The sequence below is a fragment of the Salipiger abyssi genome (genome assembly GCF_001975705.1).
Taxonomy (GTDB): Bacteria; Pseudomonadota; Alphaproteobacteria; order Rhodobacterales; family Rhodobacteraceae; genus Salipiger; species Salipiger abyssi.
On record NZ_CP015093.1, the window covers coordinates 3,264,966 to 3,283,460 of the forward strand.

General features: G+C 64.7%; 18 protein-coding genes and 2 pseudogenes. 13 read left to right on the forward strand and 7 right to left on the reverse strand.

The window, feature by feature from the left end:
* Window positions 1-5: 5 nt before the first annotated feature.
* On the forward strand, window positions 6-566 hold the full coding sequence (locus Ga0080574_RS19475) for a sulfotransferase family 2 domain-containing protein (RefSeq protein WP_076703453.1): 561 nt from the start codon (window positions 6-8) through the stop codon (window positions 564-566).
* On the opposite strand, the gene Ga0080574_RS19480 is transcribed toward Ga0080574_RS19475, so the two are convergent.
* The 6 genes from Ga0080574_RS19480 to moaA form a co-directional block, all read right to left on the reverse strand.
* Window positions 551-1,411, reverse strand: a complete 861-nt coding sequence (locus tag Ga0080574_RS19480; RefSeq protein WP_076703455.1) for a glucosamine kinase nucleotide-binding domain-containing protein — start codon at window positions 1,409-1,411, stop codon at window positions 551-553. The genes Ga0080574_RS19475 and Ga0080574_RS19480 overlap by 16 nt on opposite strands.
* Entirely contained in the window at window positions 1,408-2,592 is a 1,185-nt protein-coding gene (locus Ga0080574_RS19485; RefSeq protein WP_076703457.1) for a vWA domain-containing protein, read from the reverse strand. Before Ga0080574_RS19485 ends, Ga0080574_RS19480 begins: the two co-directional genes overlap by 4 nt.
* Before the next feature lie 134 nt (window positions 2,593-2,726).
* Window positions 2,727-2,894 (reverse strand): Z-ring associated ZapG family protein, encoded by a 168-nt coding sequence (locus tag Ga0080574_RS19490; protein WP_076703460.1) that lies wholly within the window; start codon window positions 2,892-2,894, stop codon window positions 2,727-2,729.
* A 9-nt stretch (window positions 2,895-2,903) separates the two neighbouring features.
* Window positions 2,904-4,271: a DUF2927 domain-containing protein gene (locus Ga0080574_RS19495; RefSeq protein WP_076703461.1), complete on the reverse strand. Its 1,368-nt coding sequence runs from the start codon at window positions 4,269-4,271 to the stop codon at window positions 2,904-2,906.
* Window positions 4,271-4,723 (reverse strand): GNAT family N-acetyltransferase, encoded by a 453-nt coding sequence (locus Ga0080574_RS19500; RefSeq protein ID WP_076706068.1) that lies wholly within the window; start codon window positions 4,721-4,723, stop codon window positions 4,271-4,273. The genes Ga0080574_RS19495 and Ga0080574_RS19500 overlap by 1 nt, the downstream gene beginning before the upstream one ends.
* A 280-nt stretch (window positions 4,724-5,003) precedes the next feature.
* Entirely contained in the window at window positions 5,004-6,008 is a 1,005-nt protein-coding gene (moaA, locus tag Ga0080574_RS19505; protein ID WP_076703463.1) for a GTP 3',8-cyclase MoaA, read from the reverse strand.
* An 83-nt stretch (window positions 6,009-6,091) separates the two neighbouring features.
* Here moaA and Ga0080574_RS19510 point away from each other — a divergent pair, with 83 nt between their 5' ends.
* The 7 genes from Ga0080574_RS19510 (at window position 6,092) to Ga0080574_RS19540 (ending at window position 13,810) form a co-directional block, all read left to right on the forward strand.
* Window positions 6,092-6,562, forward strand: coding sequence for a hypothetical protein (locus Ga0080574_RS19510; RefSeq protein WP_076703465.1), 471 nt, complete (start codon window positions 6,092-6,094; stop codon window positions 6,560-6,562).
* A gap of 157 nt (window positions 6,563-6,719) precedes the next feature.
* Complete coding sequence (locus Ga0080574_RS19515) at window positions 6,720-7,253, forward strand: SRPBCC family protein (RefSeq protein ID WP_076703467.1); 534 nt, start codon at window positions 6,720-6,722, stop codon at window positions 7,251-7,253.
* A 99-nt stretch (window positions 7,254-7,352) separates the two neighbouring features.
* Complete coding sequence (locus Ga0080574_RS19520) at window positions 7,353-7,838, forward strand: (2Fe-2S)-binding protein (RefSeq protein ID WP_076703468.1); 486 nt, start codon at window positions 7,353-7,355, stop codon at window positions 7,836-7,838.
* A gap of 150 nt (window positions 7,839-7,988) precedes the next feature.
* A complete protein-coding gene (locus Ga0080574_RS19525; protein WP_076703469.1) occupies window positions 7,989-10,349 on the forward strand; it encodes a xanthine dehydrogenase family protein molybdopterin-binding subunit in 2,361 nt (786 codons plus the stop codon).
* 112 nt (window positions 10,350-10,461) lie between these two features.
* Window positions 10,462-11,247 (forward strand): FAD binding domain-containing protein, encoded by a 786-nt coding sequence (locus tag Ga0080574_RS19530; RefSeq protein ID WP_076703470.1) that lies wholly within the window; start codon window positions 10,462-10,464, stop codon window positions 11,245-11,247.
* Window positions 11,248-11,360: 113 nt separating this feature from the next.
* Complete coding sequence (locus Ga0080574_RS19535) at window positions 11,361-12,347, forward strand: LLM class flavin-dependent oxidoreductase (protein ID WP_076703472.1); 987 nt, start codon at window positions 11,361-11,363, stop codon at window positions 12,345-12,347.
* 140 nt (window positions 12,348-12,487) lie between these two features.
* The gene (locus tag Ga0080574_RS19540) at window positions 12,488-13,810 is read left to right on the forward strand and encodes a methyl-accepting chemotaxis protein (protein WP_237219291.1); all 1,323 of its coding nucleotides are present in this window, start codon (window positions 12,488-12,490) and stop codon (window positions 13,808-13,810) included.
* A gap of 197 nt (window positions 13,811-14,007) precedes the next feature.
* On the opposite strand, the gene Ga0080574_RS19545 is transcribed toward Ga0080574_RS19540, so the two are convergent.
* Window positions 14,008-14,532 carry a hypothetical protein gene (locus Ga0080574_RS19545; RefSeq protein ID WP_076703475.1) on the reverse strand — a complete coding sequence of 175 codons (525 nt, stop codon included), beginning with the start codon at window positions 14,530-14,532 and terminating at the stop codon, window positions 14,008-14,010.
* Window positions 14,533-15,142: 610 nt separating this feature from the next.
* Here Ga0080574_RS19545 and Ga0080574_RS26045 point away from each other — a divergent pair.
* From Ga0080574_RS26045 to Ga0080574_RS19565, 5 genes and pseudogenes are all read left to right on the forward strand, one after another.
* Entirely contained in the window at window positions 15,143-15,286 is a 144-nt protein-coding gene (locus Ga0080574_RS26045) for a hypothetical protein (RefSeq protein ID WP_156876413.1), read from the forward strand.
* A 141-nt stretch (window positions 15,287-15,427) separates the two neighbouring features.
* Window positions 15,428-15,580 (forward strand): hypothetical protein, encoded by a 153-nt coding sequence (locus tag Ga0080574_RS26295; RefSeq protein ID WP_198039860.1) that lies wholly within the window; start codon window positions 15,428-15,430, stop codon window positions 15,578-15,580.
* Window positions 15,577-15,699: pseudogene (locus tag Ga0080574_RS25675) on the forward strand (integrase core domain-containing protein); the annotation flags it as partial. The gene Ga0080574_RS26295 and the pseudogene Ga0080574_RS25675, both read left to right, overlap by 4 nt.
* Window positions 15,700-15,739: 40 nt before the next feature.
* Window positions 15,740-16,015 (forward strand): annotated as a pseudogene (locus Ga0080574_RS26970) (transposase); the annotation flags it as partial.
* Between the two features lie 480 nt (window positions 16,016-16,495).
* Complete coding sequence (locus Ga0080574_RS19565) at window positions 16,496-18,493, forward strand: tail fiber domain-containing protein (RefSeq protein WP_083716905.1); 1,998 nt, start codon at window positions 16,496-16,498, stop codon at window positions 18,491-18,493.
* The last annotated feature ends 2 nt before the right edge of the window (window positions 18,494-18,495 follow it).

An 18,495-nucleotide genomic window follows, 5' to 3' on the forward strand; every position in this document is an offset into this window, starting at 1 on the left:
ATGCCATGTCGAATTTCCTTCTCCGCGATCCCGATTGCATTCTGATCCACATTCCCAAGACCGGCGGCTCCTCGATCCGGCGCGGGCTCTGGCAGGGGCGCTATGACGGCCCGGCCTTTGGCGAGATCCCCGAAGACTGGCCGCAGCTCTTTCGCTTTGCCTTCGTGCGCCATCCGCTCGACCGTTTCGTCTCGGCCTATGCGGATTTCACCCAGATCCGCGGCTACAAGGGCAGTATGGGACGCTTTGCCGATATCGTCATGGACGAGAGCGTCGGCTATGGCGAAGAGCGCGCCACCCGCAAGGAGCGCATCCGCCACCACACCATCCCGCAGACCCACCCGTTCAACTGTCTCGATCTCGCCGATACGGTCTATCGGTTCGAGGCGTACGAGGCCGAGGTCGCGCGGCTGGCGGAAAAGACCGGCGTTTCGCTTGACGGGCTCCAGCACCGGCGCAGGACGCGGCACGAGGGCTGGCGCGAGATGCTGGAGCCGGAGCTGGTCGGGAAACTGACCGGGTTCTACGAAGAGGATTTCACCCGGCTCGGCTACGCGCTGCCCTGAGGCGCCGCGGGCACCATCCTGCGGGCCAGCGCCAGCGCTCCGTCGAGCGCGCTGCCCCTGGCGGGGTGCAGCGCCTGCGCCATCTCCCGGGGCAGCCAGTCGGCATAGCTCGCGGCCACGCCGCCGATCAGGCAGAGCGGCTCTTCCGGCCCCCAGCCGAGCGCGTTGAGCCCGGTGGCGATATAGCCCGCGCCGCGCCGCATGAGAAAATCCGCCACCGCATCGCCCCGGGCGCCGGTGACCCTCGGCGCAAGCGTGCCGAAATCCCGCGGCGTGGCACGCGCTGCGAACGTCACGATGCCGGGCGCGCCGCCCATCTCCTCCAGCACCGCGTCGGTGAGCGGGCTGCGCACCTCGAGCCCGTCCCGCGCCCGGAGCACCTGGACCAGCAGCTCGCGCCCGAGCCAGGCGCCCGAGGCCTCGTCGCCCAGCACCAGCCCGTAGCCGCCCAGCGTGGCAAAGGCATCGCTCTCCTGCCGTGCGAGAAAGCTGCCGGTGCCGATCCCGGCGACGCAGCCCGTCTGCTCGCCGAGCGCGCCCGCCACCGCCGCGCGACGGTCCTCCTCGATCACCGCCTGATCGAGCGGCAGCGCCGCCGCGACGCGGGCGGCGATCTCCGGCCCGGTCACGCCCGCCAGCGCCAGATAGGCCGGGCAGGGGCGCAGCGCGTCGAGGCTCAGCCCGGCCTGTTTCGCTATTTCGGAAAGACCCGAAATAAGCGTCCGCAGCGCGCCGTCGAAATCGCTGGTGACATTGGCCGCGCCCAGCCGCGTCTCGATGCGTTCGCCGTCGCGCTCCAGCGCGAGACGGCAGGTGGAGCCGCCCGCATCCGCCGCGAGGATCATCGCGACAGCTCCCGCATGCCCCGGTCGATCCCCTCCAGCGTCATCGGCACCATGCGCTCCTCAAAGATCTCGCGGATCATTGCGATACTGTGCGTATAGCCCCAATGCGGCTCGGGCACCGGGTTGATCCAGAGGTGATCGGGCCATTGCGCCCGGGCGCGCTCCAGCCAGGTCTGGCCGCTCTCGGCGTTCCAGTGCTCGTTGGCGCCGCCGGGATAGGCGACCTCGTAGGGCGACATGGAGGCGTCGCCGACAAAGATGCATTTGTAATCCGACCCATAGGTGTGCAGCACATCCCAGGTCGATATCTGCCTGTCCCAGCGGCGGCGGTTGTCGCGCCAGACGCCTTCGTAAAGGCAGTTGTGGAAATAGTAATGTTCGAGATGCTTGAACTCGGCGCGCGCCGCCGAGAACAGCTCTTCGACCACGCGGATATGGTCGTCCATCGACCCGCCCACATCGAGAAACAGCAGCAGCTTCACCGCGTTGCGCCGCTCCGGTCGGGTCTTCACGTCGAGATAGCCGTGCTCGGCGGTGGCACGGATCGTGCCGTCGAGATCCAGCTCGTCATGGGCGCCGTCGCGGGCCCATTTGCGCAGCCGCTTCAGCGCCACCTTGATATTGCGCGTGCCGAGCTCGACGCTGTCGTCGAGATTGCGGAACTCGCGCTTGTCCCAGACCTTGACCGCGCGGCGGTGGCGGCTTTCGTGCTGGCCGATGCGCACCCCCTCGGGGTTGTAGCCATAGGCGCCAAAGGGCGAGGTGCCGGCGGTGCCGATCCATTTATTGCCGCCCTGATGCCGGCCTTGCTGCTCCTTCAGCCGTTCCTTCAGCGTCTCCATCAGCTTGTCGAAGCCGCCAAGCGCCTCGATCTCGCGCTTCTCCTCTTCGGAGAGATGCTTCTCCGCCATCTTCTTCAGCCAGTCGGCCGGCAGGTCCACCGCCTCCAGCATCTCCTCGAAAGTGATCTGCTCCAGCCCCTGAAAGGTCGCGCCGAAGGCGCGGTCGAAGCGGTCGAGATGACGCTCGTCCTTCACCATGGCGCTGCGCGCGAGGTAATAGAACGCCTCGACATCATAGGTGGCGAGCCCGGCGCGCACCGCCTCCAGAAAGGTCAGGTATTCGCGCAGGCTGACCGGCACCTGGGCTTTTCGGAGATTCTCGAAGAAGGGCACGAACATGTGCGGTCCTTTCGGGCGGCTGCCGCCATCCTACGCAAACGCGCGCGCGCTGCAACCGCCGCGCCCTGTGCGTTTCCATTGGCTGAAAATATCCCGGGGAGTCACGGCTTTGCCGTGACGGGGCAGCGCCCCGATCAGGTCGCGAGTTTCTCGATCGCGATGGTCAGGACGAGGCCCGCCAGCCCGAAGGCGATGGCATAGACCACCACGAACTGCGCAATATCGGCGGCATTGCCCTTGCGGCGACGCGCGGTCAGCCCGCCCAGAATGGCGCCGATCAGCACCCCCGCGATCACGATCATGGCTAGCCCTCAGCCCCCCTTGAGCGGATTGAGCGAGCCGATCTCGCGCAGCTTGGCGCGGACGGCCCAGTCCGAGCCGAACCCGTATCGCGCCCAGCCCAGGGAGTCCAGTCGCACCTGCCGACCTTCCGACACCCGGCCCGACAGCTCCAGCGCCTCGGCGCGCAGCAGCATCAGCGTGGCGAGCAGCGCCGCGTTCTCGTGCCGTGCGGCGGTGTCGAGGTGCCGGCCGAGCAGCGCCAGCGCGTCCTCGGGGCGGTTGTCGTTGATCGCATAGGCGGCGAGCTGCGAGGCGACATAGGCCTGGTGCAGCTGTGTGTTCGGCGAGGCGGCGAAATAGTGCTGTGCCCGCATGAACTGATCCTGCGCGTCCTCGGCGCTCACCCCTTGCAGGATGCGTCCCATGGCATAGTGGGAAAAACCCCTGCGATGATCGGTCCAGCCCAGAGACATCGCGGTGTTCAGCGCGCGGGTGGCGGCGGCGCGGCGCTCGGCGGGGCTGGCGCCGGGGCCGAGCGCGGTCTGGATCGCGTCGATCCAGACCCTTGGCGTGGCGGGCAGGTCGCGGGCGGGCAGCGTCTCGCCCTGCGGATTGACGCGGGCGAGGATGGCGGGCAGCCGCGCGGCGACATCATGCCGCGACATGCCCGAGCGCAGCGACGGGTCGTAATAGGCGCGCAGCACGGTCATGTCGAAGCCGGTCAGCACCGTGTGCACGTTGTCGTCGTTGAAGACGCTGTCGGCCAGCCGGTAGAGATCGTTGAGCGGCCCGAGCGCCTGTGCGATTTCCTCGTGGAGGCAGTCGCGCACCTCCTGCGGGGCGGCGTCGGCGGGCAGGAAGATCGCCAGCGTTTCGCGCCGCGCCACCCGCGTCCAGCTCACGGCGCTGGAACGCCGGGCGGAGAGGTACTCCCGGAGCGACGAGACATTGGGCACCACGAAACAGGCGGCCTGCGGCAGGTGGCGGCGGATCTCGGCGCGCGGGATGGCGACGAGGGTGATATTCGCCTGCGGTCCCGAGACCTGGCGGATGTCGATCTGCGCCTCGCTCCGCAGCCGGTGAAGCAGACGATTGAGATCGGGCGCCAGCGCCGCCGGCGGGCTGCCGGTGACGCGCAGCGTGATCGGCCCCTCAAAGCGGGTGAAGGCGGGCAGGGCGCGACCGGATTCCAGCGAAAAGGCCAGATCCAGGAAATCGCGTGCCAGATCCGCGTTCGAGACCACCGGCGCCATCGGGCGCGGGGTCGCAAAGCTCTTCATCGCCGGCAGGCCGCTGACACTGGTTACCGAAGCGGCGGCGCGGGTGGCGGTGTCGGGTGAGGGCACCGGCATGCAGGCACTCACCGCGAGACACAGCGGAAGAAGAAGCCGCCGCATCAGGGGCGCTGATACTTGATGAACGGGGTCAGCGTGCCGATGCGGTCGTAAAGCTGCCGCGCGGTATGGTTGAACTCCTGCGTCAGCCAGTAGACTGAGGGCGCGCCGGCGCGGTCCGCCTCGGCATAGACCGCCTCGATCAGCGCGCGCCCGACGCCCTTGCCGCGCGCCTCGGGCGCGGCATAGAGATCCTGAAGGTAGCAGACGTTTTCCACGCGCCAGCAGTGACGGTGAAAGAGGTAGTGCACGATGCCCACCGGCACGCCGTCGATCTCGGCCACGAGCGCGTGGAATTCGTGTTCTTCGGGGCTGAGCAGCCGGGCGAATGTGGTGCGATAGACCTCTTCCGGCACGGAGCTTTCATAGAAGACGAGATACGCCTTCCACAGCTCGCGCCAGTTTTCTTCGTCTTGCGCGGTCAGCGGCCGCACGATCACGTTGGAATGGGACACTGTCTTCAAAGCCTGCCTGCTCTTGGTCTCGGATGTTTGGACGATCCGATGTTTTTCTGTCCTCTATGGGGACAGTATAAGGCAAAACCGGGATTTCTGCACAGCCTGAGAGAAAGGCGGTGCAAAGTTTTTGCAACCCATGCGGGTTCTTGAGGTAAGGCTTTGTTTTTATAGGGCCGGAGCAGTGCATCTCTGCAACAATCGCCTGTTCGGGTGGCGACTGTTTCCAAGTGCAAAATGGCAAACCAGCCCCATTTCGCACCCGGCCCGGGGCCGGAGATCAGCCGCCGGTATGGCTCATGTGGCGCGAGACGCGGCCTTCGACCGACTGGCGGGAATAGTCGAAATCGTGCCCCTCGGGCTTGCGCTCGATGGCGGCACGGATCGCCGCCTCCAACGCCGCGTCGCTGTCCGGATGGTTGCGCAGCGCGCTGCGAAGATCGGCGCGGTCTTCCTGACCGAGACACATGAAGAGCTCGCCGGTGCAGGTCAGCCGCACGCGGTTGCAGCTTTCGCAGAAATTATGTGTGAGCGGGGTAATGAATCCGACCTTCTGACCGGTTTCCTCCAGCCGCACATAGCGCGCCGGGCCGCCGGTGCTCTCGGCGAGATCGGTCAGCGTGTATTGCTCGGAGAGCCGGGCGCGCAAGTCGCTCAGCTTCCAGTACTGATCCAGCCGGTCCTCGTTGCCGATATCGCCCATCGGCATGACCTCGATCCAGGTCAGGTCCATGCCGCGCTCGGCGCACCATTCGGTGATGGGGAAAAGCTCGTCTTCGTTGAAGCCCTTGAGCGCCACCGCGTTCAGCTTGACCCGCAGCCCGGCCTCCAGCGCCGCCTCGATACCGCGCAGCACCTGGGGCAGGCGGCCCCAGCGGGTGATTTCGGCGAATTTCTCCGCATCCAGCGTGTCGGCGGAGACGTTCACCCGGCGCACGCCGGCCTCGTAGAGCGGCTTGGCGAATTTTTCCAGCTGCGAGCCGTTGGTGGTCAGCGTGAGCTCGCGCAGGGCGCCGGAGTCCAGATGCCGCGACATCGACTGGAAGAATGTCAGGATATCGCGCCGCACCAGCGGTTCGCCGCCGGTGATGCGGAGCTTTTCGACGCCCATATGCACGAATGTCGAACACAGCCGGTCGAGCTCTTCGAGCGTCAGCAGCTCCTTTTTGGGAAGGAAGGTCATATGCTCGGACATGCAGTAGACGCAGCGGAAATCGCAGCGGTCGGTGACCGAGACCCGCAGGTAAGAGATCGGGCGCGCGAAGGGGTCGATGAGCTTTTCCATATCGTGAACCTAAGCACGAAACCGCCGCGCGGCAAGCGCGGTCGCGATTGTCTCGCGGACACTTTGGTCCTAGGTTGCGTGGCATGAAGCCGCTGTTTCTCCTCCCGCTCCTCGTGCTGGCCGCCTGTTCCGAGCTGCCGCGTCTCAATGCGCCGTCGTCAGAGCCCGCAGCCGGCGGGGCCGAGGCGACCCGCCCGCAGGCGCGCCCTGCCGCGCCGCCGGCCGGCGCGCGCACGGCGGAGGCCTACGACACCACCACTGCCGAGGAGCGCGCCGAGGCCTCCGCGCCGCAGGCGGCGGGTGAGCGGCTGCTGGGACGCAGCGTCGCCTCGCTGGGCGATCCGGCGCGGCCCGGCTTCTGGGTCGAGACGCCGCTGGTGAGCGCGCCGACGCAGGGGCGCGTCGTGGCGCCAGGCGGCAAATCCGCCCGGGTCGAGCTGATTCCCATCGAGGGGCCGGCCAGCGGGGGCAGCCGCCTCTCGCTCGCCGCCATGCGGCTCATCGGCGTGCCGCTGACCGATCTGCCCACCGTCGAGATCTATTCCGGCGGATAGGACCGGGCGCGGGATAGGGGCTCAGAAATTCCTTGGCAGTCGCGGGCGCTTTGGCCATGCTGCCGCCAGACGGTCCCGGCCGGGATAGGCCATTGGTCTAATATGCCCGACGCTTGCAGCGTGTAGTCTGGGACTCAGGAGAGAGAGGACCACCCACATGCACATGAGCGACACCCGCGAGATCAAGGCCCCCCGGGATCTGGTCTGGGCGGCGATACTGGATCCCGAAGTGCTCAAGCAATGCGTGCCCGGCTGCACCGAGATGTCCGGCAGCCCCGAAGAGGGGTTCGAGGCCTCGGTGACGCAAAAGGTCGGCCCGGTGAAAGCCACCTTCAAGGGCCAGGTGACGCTGTCGAACATGAACGAGCCGGAGAGCCTGACGCTCTCGGGCGAGGGCAAGGGCGGGGCTGCCGGCTTTGCCAAGGGCGGCGCCGATGTGACCCTGACCGACAAGGGCGACGGCGTGACCGAGCTGCATTACGAGGTCGAGGCCAAGGTCGGCGGCAAGCTGGCACAGCTCGGCAGCCGCATCATCGACGGCTTTGCCAAGAAGATGGCCGATCAGTTCTTCACCAATTTCCAGGAGGCGGTCGAGGGGCCGAGCGATCCCGAAGCGGCGCCCGAGGCCGAGGGCGATGCCGCAAGCGACGGAAAGAAGAAGGGCTGGTTCAAGCGCATGGTCTCGAGCTGACGCCGCGCTGCGGCGTTTCGGGACGGGCGGGCAGGCAAGCGGCCCGCTGAACGACGACACAACAGGACACAATAGAATGGGACACCCAGGGAGGACTTGATGACCAAGGTGACGATGACGGTGAATGGCAAAGCCGTCTCGAAAGAGGTCAGCGGCAACACGCTGATGACCGAGTTTCTGCGCGACGCGCTGCATCTGACGGGCACCCATGTGGGCTGCGACACCAGTCAGTGCGGTGCCTGCGTCATTCATGTGGACGGCAAGAGCGTCAAGGCCTGCACCATGTTCGCCGCCGAGGCCGAGGGGGCCGAGGTGGTGACCATCGAGGGCATGGCCAACCCGGACGGCTCACTCTCGGTGATCCAGCAGGCGTTTCAGGACCATCACGGTCTGCAATGCGGCTTCTGCACGCCGGGCATGGTGATGACGGCGGCAAAGCTGCTGGAAGAGAACCCCAGGCCCTCCGAACATGAGATCCGCGATTATCTCGAGGGCAATATCTGCCGCTGCACCGGCTACCACAATATCGTCAAGGCGATCATGGCGGCGAGCGGTCAGGACGTGAGCGGAATCGCCGCCGAGTAAGGCGCCTCTGCCGTGGCGCCGCGCCCTCTGGCGGGCGCCGCGACGGGAGTATTTGCAGAAAGATGAAAGGACGGGGCGCGGGGAGGAACGCGCCCGGATCCGCAGTCGTCTCGGGCGGGTAGGACCGCCAGGTTTTTGGGAGGAGTTTTCATGCCGAAGGATCATGGGATCGGCGCGGCGCAGAAACGCCGCGAGGACGTGCGGTTTCTGACCGGCGCCGGGCAGTATACCGACGATATCAGCGTCTATGGCCAGACCTATTGCGCGTTCCTGCGCTCGGATGTGGCGCATGGGACGATCAAGAGCATCGACACCAGCGACGCGGAGGCGATGCCCGGCGTGCTGCGCATCTTCACCGGCAAGGATTTCGAAGGCATCGGCGGGCTGCCCTGCGGCTGGCAGGTGACCGACAAGCATGGCGAGCCGATGAAGGAGCCGGGCCACCCGGTGCTGGCGCAGGGCAAGGTGCGCCATGTGGGCGATCCGTTCGCTGCCGTTATCGCCGAGACGCTGGAGGAGGCGCGCGACGCCGCCGAGGCTATCGTCTACGATATCGAGGAGCTGCCGGCGGTCGTGAACATGAAGGCCGCGCTGGAAGAGGGCGCCACCAAGGTGCATGACGATCTGTCGGACAACCTTTGCTACGACTGGCAGTTCGGCTCGGATCAGACGGATGTGGACAAGGCCTTTGCCGAGGCCGCGCATATCACCACGCTGGAGCTGGTGAACAACCGTCTGGTGGCGAACCCGATGGAGCCGCGCGTGGCGCTGGGCGAGTACAACCGCGCCAATGACGAGAGCACGCTTTACACCACCAGCCAGAACCCGCATGTGATCCGGCTGCTGATGGGGGCGTTCGTGCTCGGCATCCCGGAACACAAGCTGCGCGTGGTGGCGCCCGATGTGGGCGGCGGTTTCGGCACCAAGATCTTCCACTATGCGGAGGAGGCCTTTGTCACCTTCGCCTCGCGGCAGCTCAACCGGCCGGTGAAATGGACCTCGACGCGGTCGGAGGCCTTTATGTCCGACGCGCATGGCCGCGATCATGTGACGAAGATCGAGCTGGCGCTGGACGCCGAGAACAACTTCACCGGGCTGCGCACCGATACGCTGGCCAATATGGGCGCCTATCTCTCGACCTTCTCGAGCTCGATCCCGACCTGGCTGCACGGCACGCTGATGGCGGGCAATTACAAGACCCCGGCGATCCAGGTGAACGTGAAGGCGGTGTTCACCAATACCGTGCCGGTCGATGCCTATCGCGGCGCCGGACGGCCCGAGGCGACCTTCCAGCTCGAACGGCTGGTGGACAAGGCGGCGCGCGAGCTGGGGGTCGATCCCATCGCGCTGCGCCGGCAGAACTTCATCGACAGCTTCCCCTATGCGACGCCGGTGGCGGTGGAATACGACACCGGCGATTACGTCGCGACCATGGACAAGCTCGAAGAGATGATCGACCGGCAGGGTTTCGAGGCGCGCCGCGAAGAGAGCCGCAAGCGCGGCAAGCTGCGCGGGCTCGGGGTGAACTGCTATATCGAGGCTTGCGGTATCGCGCCGTCGAACCTTGTGGGCCAGCTCGGCGCGCGGGCGGGGCTTTACGATGCCGCCACCGTGCGGGTGAACGCCACCGGCTCGATCTCGGTCATGGTGGGGGCGCATTCCCACGGCCAGGGGCACGAGACGGCGTTTCCACAGGTGGTGGCCGAGATGCTGGGCATCGACGAGAGCATGATCGACATCGTGCATGGTGACTCGAGCAAGATCCCCTTCGGCATGGGCACCTATGGCTCGCGGTCTCTGGCGGTCTGCGGCTCGGCCATGGTGCGGGCGACCGAGAAGATCATCAACAAGGCGAAGAAGATCGCCTCGCATCTTCTGGAAGCGTCCGAGGCGGATATCGAGCTGAAGGACGGCCAGTTCACCGTGGCGGGCACCGACAAGTCGGTGGCCTGGGGCGACGTGACGCTCGCGGCCTATGTGCCGCATAACTACCCGCTGGAGGAGATCGAGCCGGGTCTGGAGGAGACGGCGTTCTACGATCCGTCGAACTTCACCTATCCGAGCGGCGCCTATGCCTGCGAGGTGGAGGTGGACCCCGAGACCGGCCGGGTCGAGATCCTGAGCTTTGCCGCCGCCGACGATTTCGGCAATGTGGTGAACCCGATGATCGTCGAGGGGCAGGTGCATGGCGGCATCGCGCAGGGGATCGGTCAGGCGATGCTGGAGAACTGCGTCTATGACGAGAATGGCCAGCTTCTGAGCGCGTCCTACATGGATTACGCCATGCCGCGCGCCGAGGACGTGCCGTTCTTTCAGGTGGATCATTCCTGCGCCACCCCCTGCACCCACAACCCGCTGGGGGTGAAGGGCTGCGGCGAGGCCGGGGCCATCGGCTCGCCGCCGGCGGTGGTGAACGCGGTGCTGGATGCGCTGAACGCGGGCGGGATGAAGGTCGATCACATCGACATGCCGCTCTCGCCGCACCGGGTGTGGAAAGCGATGCAGGGCTGAGCCTTTCTCCGGCGGCAGCGCTTGACGCCGCCGCCGGGACCGTGAGTATTTGGAGAAAGATGAAAGGGTAGGGGCGCGCGAGGCCCCGGACCCTTCGCCAGGAGGATGGAAGATGTACAGCTTCGAGATCGAAAGCCCGGTGAGCGTTGCGGATGCGGTCGCAGCCCTGGGCAAGGAAGAGGCGCAGGCGCTGGGCGGCGGGCAGACGCTGATCCCCTCGCTGAAGGCGCGGCTGGCGGCGCCGGCGGTTCTGGTGAGCCTGTCGAAGATCGACGAGATCAAGGGGATCTCGGCGGCGGATGGCGTGCTGAGCATCGGCGGCGGCGCCACCCATGCCAGTGTCGCGTCGGAGGCGGGCGCCTATCCGGCACTGGCGGCGCTGGCGGTCAATATCGGCGACCCGGCGGTGCGCAACCGAGGCACCATCGGCGGCTCGCTGGCCAATAACGACCCGGCGGCCTGCTACCCGGCGGCGGCGCTGGCCTCGGGCGCGACCATCGTCACCAACACCCGCGAGATCGCGGCGGACGATTATTTCGAGGGCATGTTCACCACCGCGCTGGAGGATGGCGAGATCGTCACCGAGGTACGCTTTCCGATCCCCGAGAAGGCGGCCTATGTGAAATTCGAGCAGCCCGCCTCGCGCTTTGCGCTGGTGGGGGTGTTCGTGGCGAAATACCCCGATGGCGTGCGCGTCGCGGTGACCGGTGCCTCGGAAGAGGGCGTTTTCCGCTGGAGCGAGGCCGAAGCCGCGCTTTCGGGCGACTTTTCGGCCTCGGCGCTGGAGGGTCTGTCGCTGCCCGCCGAGGGCATGATGGGCGATCTGCATGCGGCGCCCGATTACCGCGCGCATCTGGTCGGTGTGATGACCCGGCGCGCCGTGGCTGCGGCGCAATAAGCTCCGGAAACTCAAGTCTTTGAAGGCCCCGGTCCCATCGGATCGGGGCTTTCCCTTTTTCTCGGGCGCTGCGTGTCTATATCGGGGGAGACGACCAACCGGAAAGACCTCTCATGATCCCCGCCTCCGTTCTCGATCTCTCGCCGGTGCCCGAAGGCGGCACCACCGCCGATGCGCTGCACAACACGCTCGATCTCGCCCGCCACGCGGAGGCGCTGGGGTATCGGCGCTACTGGCTGGCCGAGCATCACAATATGGCGGGCATCGCCTCGGCGGCGACCTCGGTGGTGATCGGGCAGGTCGCCGCCGCCACCTCCACCATCCGCGTCGGCGCCGGCGGCATCATGCTGCCCAACCATTCGCCGCTGGTCATCGCCGAGCAGTTCGGCACGCTGGCAACGCTGTTTCCCGACCGCATCGACCTCGGTCTCGGGCGCGCGCCGGGCTCGGACCAGATGACCGCCATGGCGCTGCGTCGCAACCATGCCTCGGGCGACCGCTTTCCCGAGGATGTGGTCGAGCTGATCGGTTTTCTCGGCGACAGCGCCGAGAAACAGCCGGTGCGCGCGGTGCCGGGCGAGGGCACGCATGTGCCGGTTTGGATCCTCGGCTCTTCGCTCTTCGGCGCGCAGCTCGCCGCGCATCTCGGGCTGCCCTATGCCTTTGCCTCGCATTTCGCGCCGGACGCGCTGGAACAGGCGGCGCAGATCTATCGTGAGCGCTTCCAGCCCGGGGTGACACAGGCGCCGTGCTTCATGCTGGCCGCCAATGTCTGGGCCGCCGATACCGAGGCCGAGGCCAAGCGGCTGCGCACCTCGCAGCAGCAGGCGTTCGCCAATCTGCGCAGCGGCAATCCCGGCAAGCTGCCGCGCCCGGTGGACGATATCGGCGCGGTGCTCGATCCGCGTTACCTGGCGATGGCCGACCACGCGCTGAGCCTCTCGGCCACCGGCACCCGGGCGCAGGTGGCCGAGGGCCTGTCGCAGCTCCTCGCGCGCTACCGGCCCGACGAGCTGATTCTCTCCAGCGCGATCCACGATCCCGAGGCGCGCAGGCACAGCTATGCCCTTGCGATGCAGGCCTTGCAGGATCTGGGGTGAATTTGCCCGGTCTTCAGCTTTCGGAAACACCTCCTGCGTTATGACGGGCTCCAAAGCATCCTTTGGAGGAAATGCGCATGAGGTTTTTCGGCAGGTCTAAGGCGCCGAAAGCGGCTGATGTTTCGGGTGACGAGGCAATCTTGCAGATTGTCGAGCGCACGCAGGCGGTGATTCACTTTGCGCCGGACGGCACGATCCTTCAGGCGAACGAGAATTTTCTGAACGCGCTCGGCTATACCGCCGATGAGGTGCTGGGCAAGCCGCACAGTATGTTCGTGCAGCGTAAATTCCGCGAAACCGCCGCCTATGCCCAATTCTGGGAGGATCTGCGCGCCGGCAAGTTCTTTGCCGACGAGTTTCCCCGTATCACCAAGGAGGACGAGGTGATCTGGATCAGCGCCACCTATGCGCCGGTCTTCGACGAGGCGGGCAATGTGGTGCGGATCACCAAGATCGCCACCGAGATCACCCGCCAGCGCGAGGCGATCAAGGAGCTTGCGCGCGGCCTCGCAGCGATGAGCGACGGCGATCTCTCTTACCGGGTCGAGATGTCCGATGCCGACCGGCTGTCGGAACTGGGCGATGCCTATAATGTCGCGGTGGAGAATATCGCCAAGCTCATCACCAAGGTGCAGGCGGTCTCTACCACGATCGACGAGATCGCCGATCAGATCGGCGGCAATTCCGACGAGCTGTCGCGCCGTACCGAGACCCAGGCCGCGACGCTGGAAGAGACCGCCGCCGCCGTCGAAGAGCTTAACGCCAACGCCAAATCCGCCGCGGAATATGCCGCCGAGGTGGGGCAGGAGGCGGATGACACCAAGATCGCCGCCGAGGGCAGCAGCAAGGTGGTGGCCGATGTGACCGCCGCCATGAAGCGGATCGAGACCTCTTCGGATTCGATCTCACAGATCATTTCGGTGATCGACGACATCGCCTTCCAGACCAACCTTCTGGCGCTCAATGCCGGGGTCGAGGCCGCGCGCGCCGGCGAGGCCGGGCGCGGCTTTGCCGTTGTCGCCTCCGAGGTGCGTTCTCTGGCGCAGCGCTCGGCGGAATCCGCGCAGGAGATCAAGGCACTCATCAGCGAGAGCGGCGGCCATGTGAAGGCCGGGGCGGAGCTGGTCGACCGGGCCAGCGGCGAGCTGGGCAATATCTTCGGCGGCGTCGAGCGGATCTCCGACCGCATCCGCGAGGTGGTGCATGGGCTCAAGGAGCAGACCATGACGCTGGGCGAGATCAACACGGCGATCTCGCAGCTCGACACGGTGACCCAGAAGAACGCGGCGATGGTCAACGAGACCACGGAGGCGACGCGCAGCCTGTCGCGTGACAGCCGCACGCTGTCGGAAGGGGTGCGGGTGTTCCGGGTCACGGGCGGCGGCGGAAGCCGTTCGAACTGGGACGCCGAGGCGCTGACCGGAAGCGCGCATCGCGAATGGTCGACAAGCTCTGCCGCCTGAGCAAGCGCCTGTTCGCCAACCTGCGTCATGCGCAACGAGGCGTGGCGACGCAACGACCACACTCAGACTTGCCTCAAAAAGAGCTCAGGCGGGCTCACCCCCGCCGGTATGTCTCCAAAAGTTGTTTCGGGATCAAAATGTGAACAGAGCGACCCGATAGATACGGAGCCTACAGGGCGCAGAGCATCTCCGAAGGCTCAGAATGCGTCAGAGAAATCATCGGGCAGATGGTTCCTGATCCCGTGGAAAAAGATGTCGATTTCCAGCGCCAGGCCCACCTCGAAATCATTGAGCTCCGGCCCGCTCCAACGGTGCTGCTCGAGGCGGGCAAGGAATTCCCGGCGGGTCTGGTCGTCGCCGGGCTCAAGCGGCGCGGTCGCGGCGGCACGCAGAAGGTCGATGCGCTTGTGGACTTCACGCATGCCAGAAAAGGCTTCCATCATCAATCGTGTCAGGCGGGGGTCCGTCTGCCAGCTCTGACCGCCGAAAACCTCCTGAACGACACGGTTTCCAGCCCCCAGGCAATCATACGCGACGCAGCCCGGAAACCCTTCCTGCGCCAGCCTGTCGTGGATCTTGCAGCTATGCCCCGAAAGGTTACGGCAGGATTCGCCCGGGTTCTTGTCGAAGGCGAAATCCTTGCCCTTGTCAAAGGCTAGGGCAAGGCAGCAGAGGGCTGCGCATTTCGAACAATCGGTCACGAGATGGTCGGTCTGAGGCATGCGGCACTCGATGTTCAGTGGTCCGTAAAGAGGAGCGGGTTGGCTGCCGTATCCCGCGAAACGCCACCGGGATGCAAGTTGCAGTCCGCCTGCTTCGATTCCGGTTTAATCCTTCCGTTCATCGCCCCTCGCAATCGCTGCGCTTGTACAATCTTGGTGTTGGCGGATGGCGCAATCACGGCGGTGGCGCCTTTGCCAACGGCACCACGAAATGGGTGACCCGCGCGTCGGTTGGCGCATCGGCGGGCAACGGCGACACGATCCACCTCTTCGCAGCCGGACGCAGCTTCTACGGAGAATCTCATGACAATTGTCCTGCACCCGCAAGGTCGCAATGAGCCGCTCGGGCTTATCAAAGCGGGCGACGAGCTCACCTTGAACGGGGAGGCGGTTGACTTTGCGGTCCTCCCCGATGGCGCGACGCTGCCGGCCGATGCGATCTCTTCGGACTGGATCACCGGCAAGGTGGAGCGAGATGAGGCTGGTGAACTGATCGTGCCCCTGGCCCTGCCGCACCCGAGGCCACCCGTTTCCCGGAGCCGCTTGAGAATGTGCCCGACGGCACGGTGGCGCTGCCGATCTACGACAACCCCGCAGAGGAGCCTCAGCCATGAGCAATATCGACCTGACCAGGATCATCACCGCCGAGGACAAGACAGCGGCTGAGCAGGCGCGGTGCAAGTCGTCGCTGCATGCGGAGCTGGTGGCCGCCAGGGCAGGGAAGCCGCCCGGGATCTCCCGCCCTGCTCCTTAGCGGGCAGATTCGCGACACGGCAAGCCGCGCCCTGGCCGGCGTGTGACCTCTCCATCACCGAAAGCCGCCTGGCGCTGGTCTGTCCGACCGCCGCGAGCGGCAGCCCCTCGCGCTTATGGCGCTGACCGAAAGGACATCATGGTGAGTGGCAAAATCGCGCGGTTCCTTCGCGTGTTCATACCGCTGCCCGCCGCCGGGATTCTGGCGGCGCTAGGAGTCATCGATCTCGACAAGGCAACGGAGGTGCTGGCGATTGATAGCAAAACGCCGCCTCCATGCCGCTGGCGGCGCTGATCTCGGCTTGGCGCGATGACTACACCCATCACCGCCCACACACGAGCCTCGACGGGCTCACGCCGTGGGAGTATCGCCAACGGTCAGTAGAGGGCCAAAACCCGAACAGAGCGAACTAAAGAATGCGGACTCCAAGGGGAGCAGGTCACACGAGACCGTATCTCGGACGAGGAAGGGCCTTCTTTGAGGGTTTCATCCTGTTGTCGGCGCCCGGAACGGACGCAACCCTATCAATCACCGCCGCGTTCTTGATGGCATAGTCTGGATTGCACGAACTGGGGCGCCATGGCGCAATCTGCCTGGGGAGTTCGGCAATTGGTCGAGCGTCTATCGGCAATTCCGAAGCTGGATGCTGGCGGGGCCTTGGGGGACGTCATGGAGGCCCTGATCCAAAGCGGGGCCGTGCCGGGCAGCCCGCAAATGAGCGAGATCACGTAGATCCGTCTTTGGTTCCGCCATTTGTCAATATGACTTGGGCTTTCCGAAAGAGGCTGAAATATGACGAAGCCGCGAAATTCTAATATCCCTCTTGCTCTTATGATTTTCAGATGCAAGGTTGTGTCAGGTAAGGAGTGGATTGAGAAAATATTCATATTTGATTCCGTTCGAATTGCTTGCTCTGCTCAGTCGGAATGGCGGCGAACGCCTTCTCGAAAAAAATAGCACGTGGCATGGAAATTTCCGGGGGATTGTATTCTTAGAATTTTTTCAATGACTTAATTTTTTCTGTTTTTTGAATATTTTCGCATTCGTTTGAGTTTCTTGAGGTGTCTTTTTATTTAAATGCGCCTCATATCTCATCAAAGATAAGAAGCCGATTAGGCCGGAGAAACATGCAAATCCCAGTGCGCTTGTGCGTCTTGCGAAAGCAGGCGCGAGACGCGGTATTTTCTGTTGAACACGAAAGGGCCAAAAATGTCAGACACTCTTTCTTTCGGAAGTCGCGTGGCGGCGGAAGCCTTCAACGTGCCCGGCGATGTGGCGATGATCGCGGTTCGTCACGGTGGCATGTTCTGCTTTTACAAACGTAACAGCGGCAGTACCGCGCTTCAGACGAATGATGGCCAGAATTGGGGGCCGGCGTCACAGACCGCCTATCTCCAGCACTGGGGCATCGTGCCGACGTCCTATAGCGGCAGAGGATCGGCACCCGATGCGACCAGCGTGATGCAGGCCGTTGCGGCGAACTGGGATGGCGAGATCCTTCTGACCGGCTTCGTGAACCTCACGGCAAGTATCAGCGTGGCCAAGGCCTTCAAGATGCGCGGGATTGTTCACCGTCGCAACTGTGGGTTTTGGTTGACGACCGACTTCCCGACAGGTGTTGACGGCGTGTTCGCGTGCTCGAATGGTGAACCGGGGCCAGTGTTCGAGAACTTCACCATCTGGGGGGATCATGGCGATGCCACGAGCTACAACACGCTGCATGACTATCCTCCCGCAATCGAGGCAAGTGAAACATCGCGAGGATATATCGACAACGTGCGCTTTGTCGGTATGCGCACCGGCATGTACATGGTCGATCCGGTGCCGAACACCGGTAACAACCCCGGCGGCTGGTATATCGGCAAAATCGAAAGCTCCTGCTACGACGTGACGGTGGACATCTCGGAGGCCCAGGATTTTGTCAAAATCGACAACATCCACAATTGGCAATTCGGTCTTACGGAACCGGGGCAGGTGGTCAGCGCGTACTACCGGGGTGACGCCATCGCTCTGCGCGCGCACAATTGCGATAATCTGAACGTCGACACCGTGGCGACCTATCGTGCCAAGGTGATCGTTGGAGTGGACGGCGGCGGTGAGCATTCGCTTCCTGTGATGATTGGAAATCTCGCTCTTGATGGCGACGACGCCGGTTTCCATGGCTATAGCGGCAGTACTCTTATCGCCAATCTCTACAGCACGACCGGCACCGCCGGTGCCGACTTCGATATTCGCGTCAAGGGCGGCGACCATACGATCGCGAACGCGCGCGTGACCTCGATGAAGCCCGACGGCGTGGCCGTGACCGGCGGCAGCCTTACGATCAGCGGAGGCAAGATCACCGCCGGTGCATATGCAGGCGGTCTTCCCACTCAGGACGGTTCCGGTCTTCGTGTGGTGGTTTGCTCCGGTGGCATACTCTCCATGGACAACGTCCTGACCAACTGGACGAATGCCGGAGGCACAAGTGATCGCACGCGCGAGCTGATCGGGCAAGACAACGGCGGCGTTCTGAAGGTTTCGCGTTTGGTGGCGCCGGATACCTACAGCAGTGGCGAGATCGTGCGCTTCCGTACAGACGCTGTCGGGAACGCTGCATTCCTTCGAGATCTGCCCGCCGGCGCGGTGATCGGCGTGGACAGCTACACCAACGGCACGTTCGAGACGGGCGATGAGGTGGCCTTCCTCCAAACGGTGAATTTCGGCAAGCCCACCGAAGACGGGAGCCATGGATCGCCGGGGACCACCCTGCGCAACGATGGCGGGGTTTTGATGACCCGCGACAGCACGGTTCCGTTGCAGGTGACCCGCATGGGCAACGCCGGCAACCTCGTGACGTGGCGCAATGGGTCGACCGTGGTTGGCTCCATCACCACGAATGGGACGTCGACGTCCTACAACGAGACCTCAGACTACCGTCTCAAAGAGAATGTCTCTCCGGCAATCGGCGCCGCCGATATGGTGATGAAGATGGCGCCGATGAGTTTTAATTTCATTGGCACCGACCAGGACCGCGTCGGTTTTATTGCCCATGAACTTGACGAGGTCTTGCCCTTTGCCGTCACCGGCGAGAAGGACGCTGTCGATGCGGAGGGCAATATCGATCCGCAGTGCGTGGACTATTCCAAGCTCGTCCCCGTCCTGACCGCGGCTCTGAAGGAAGCGCTCGAACGCATCGCCGCCCTTGAGGCCGCTATGCCCGAATGATC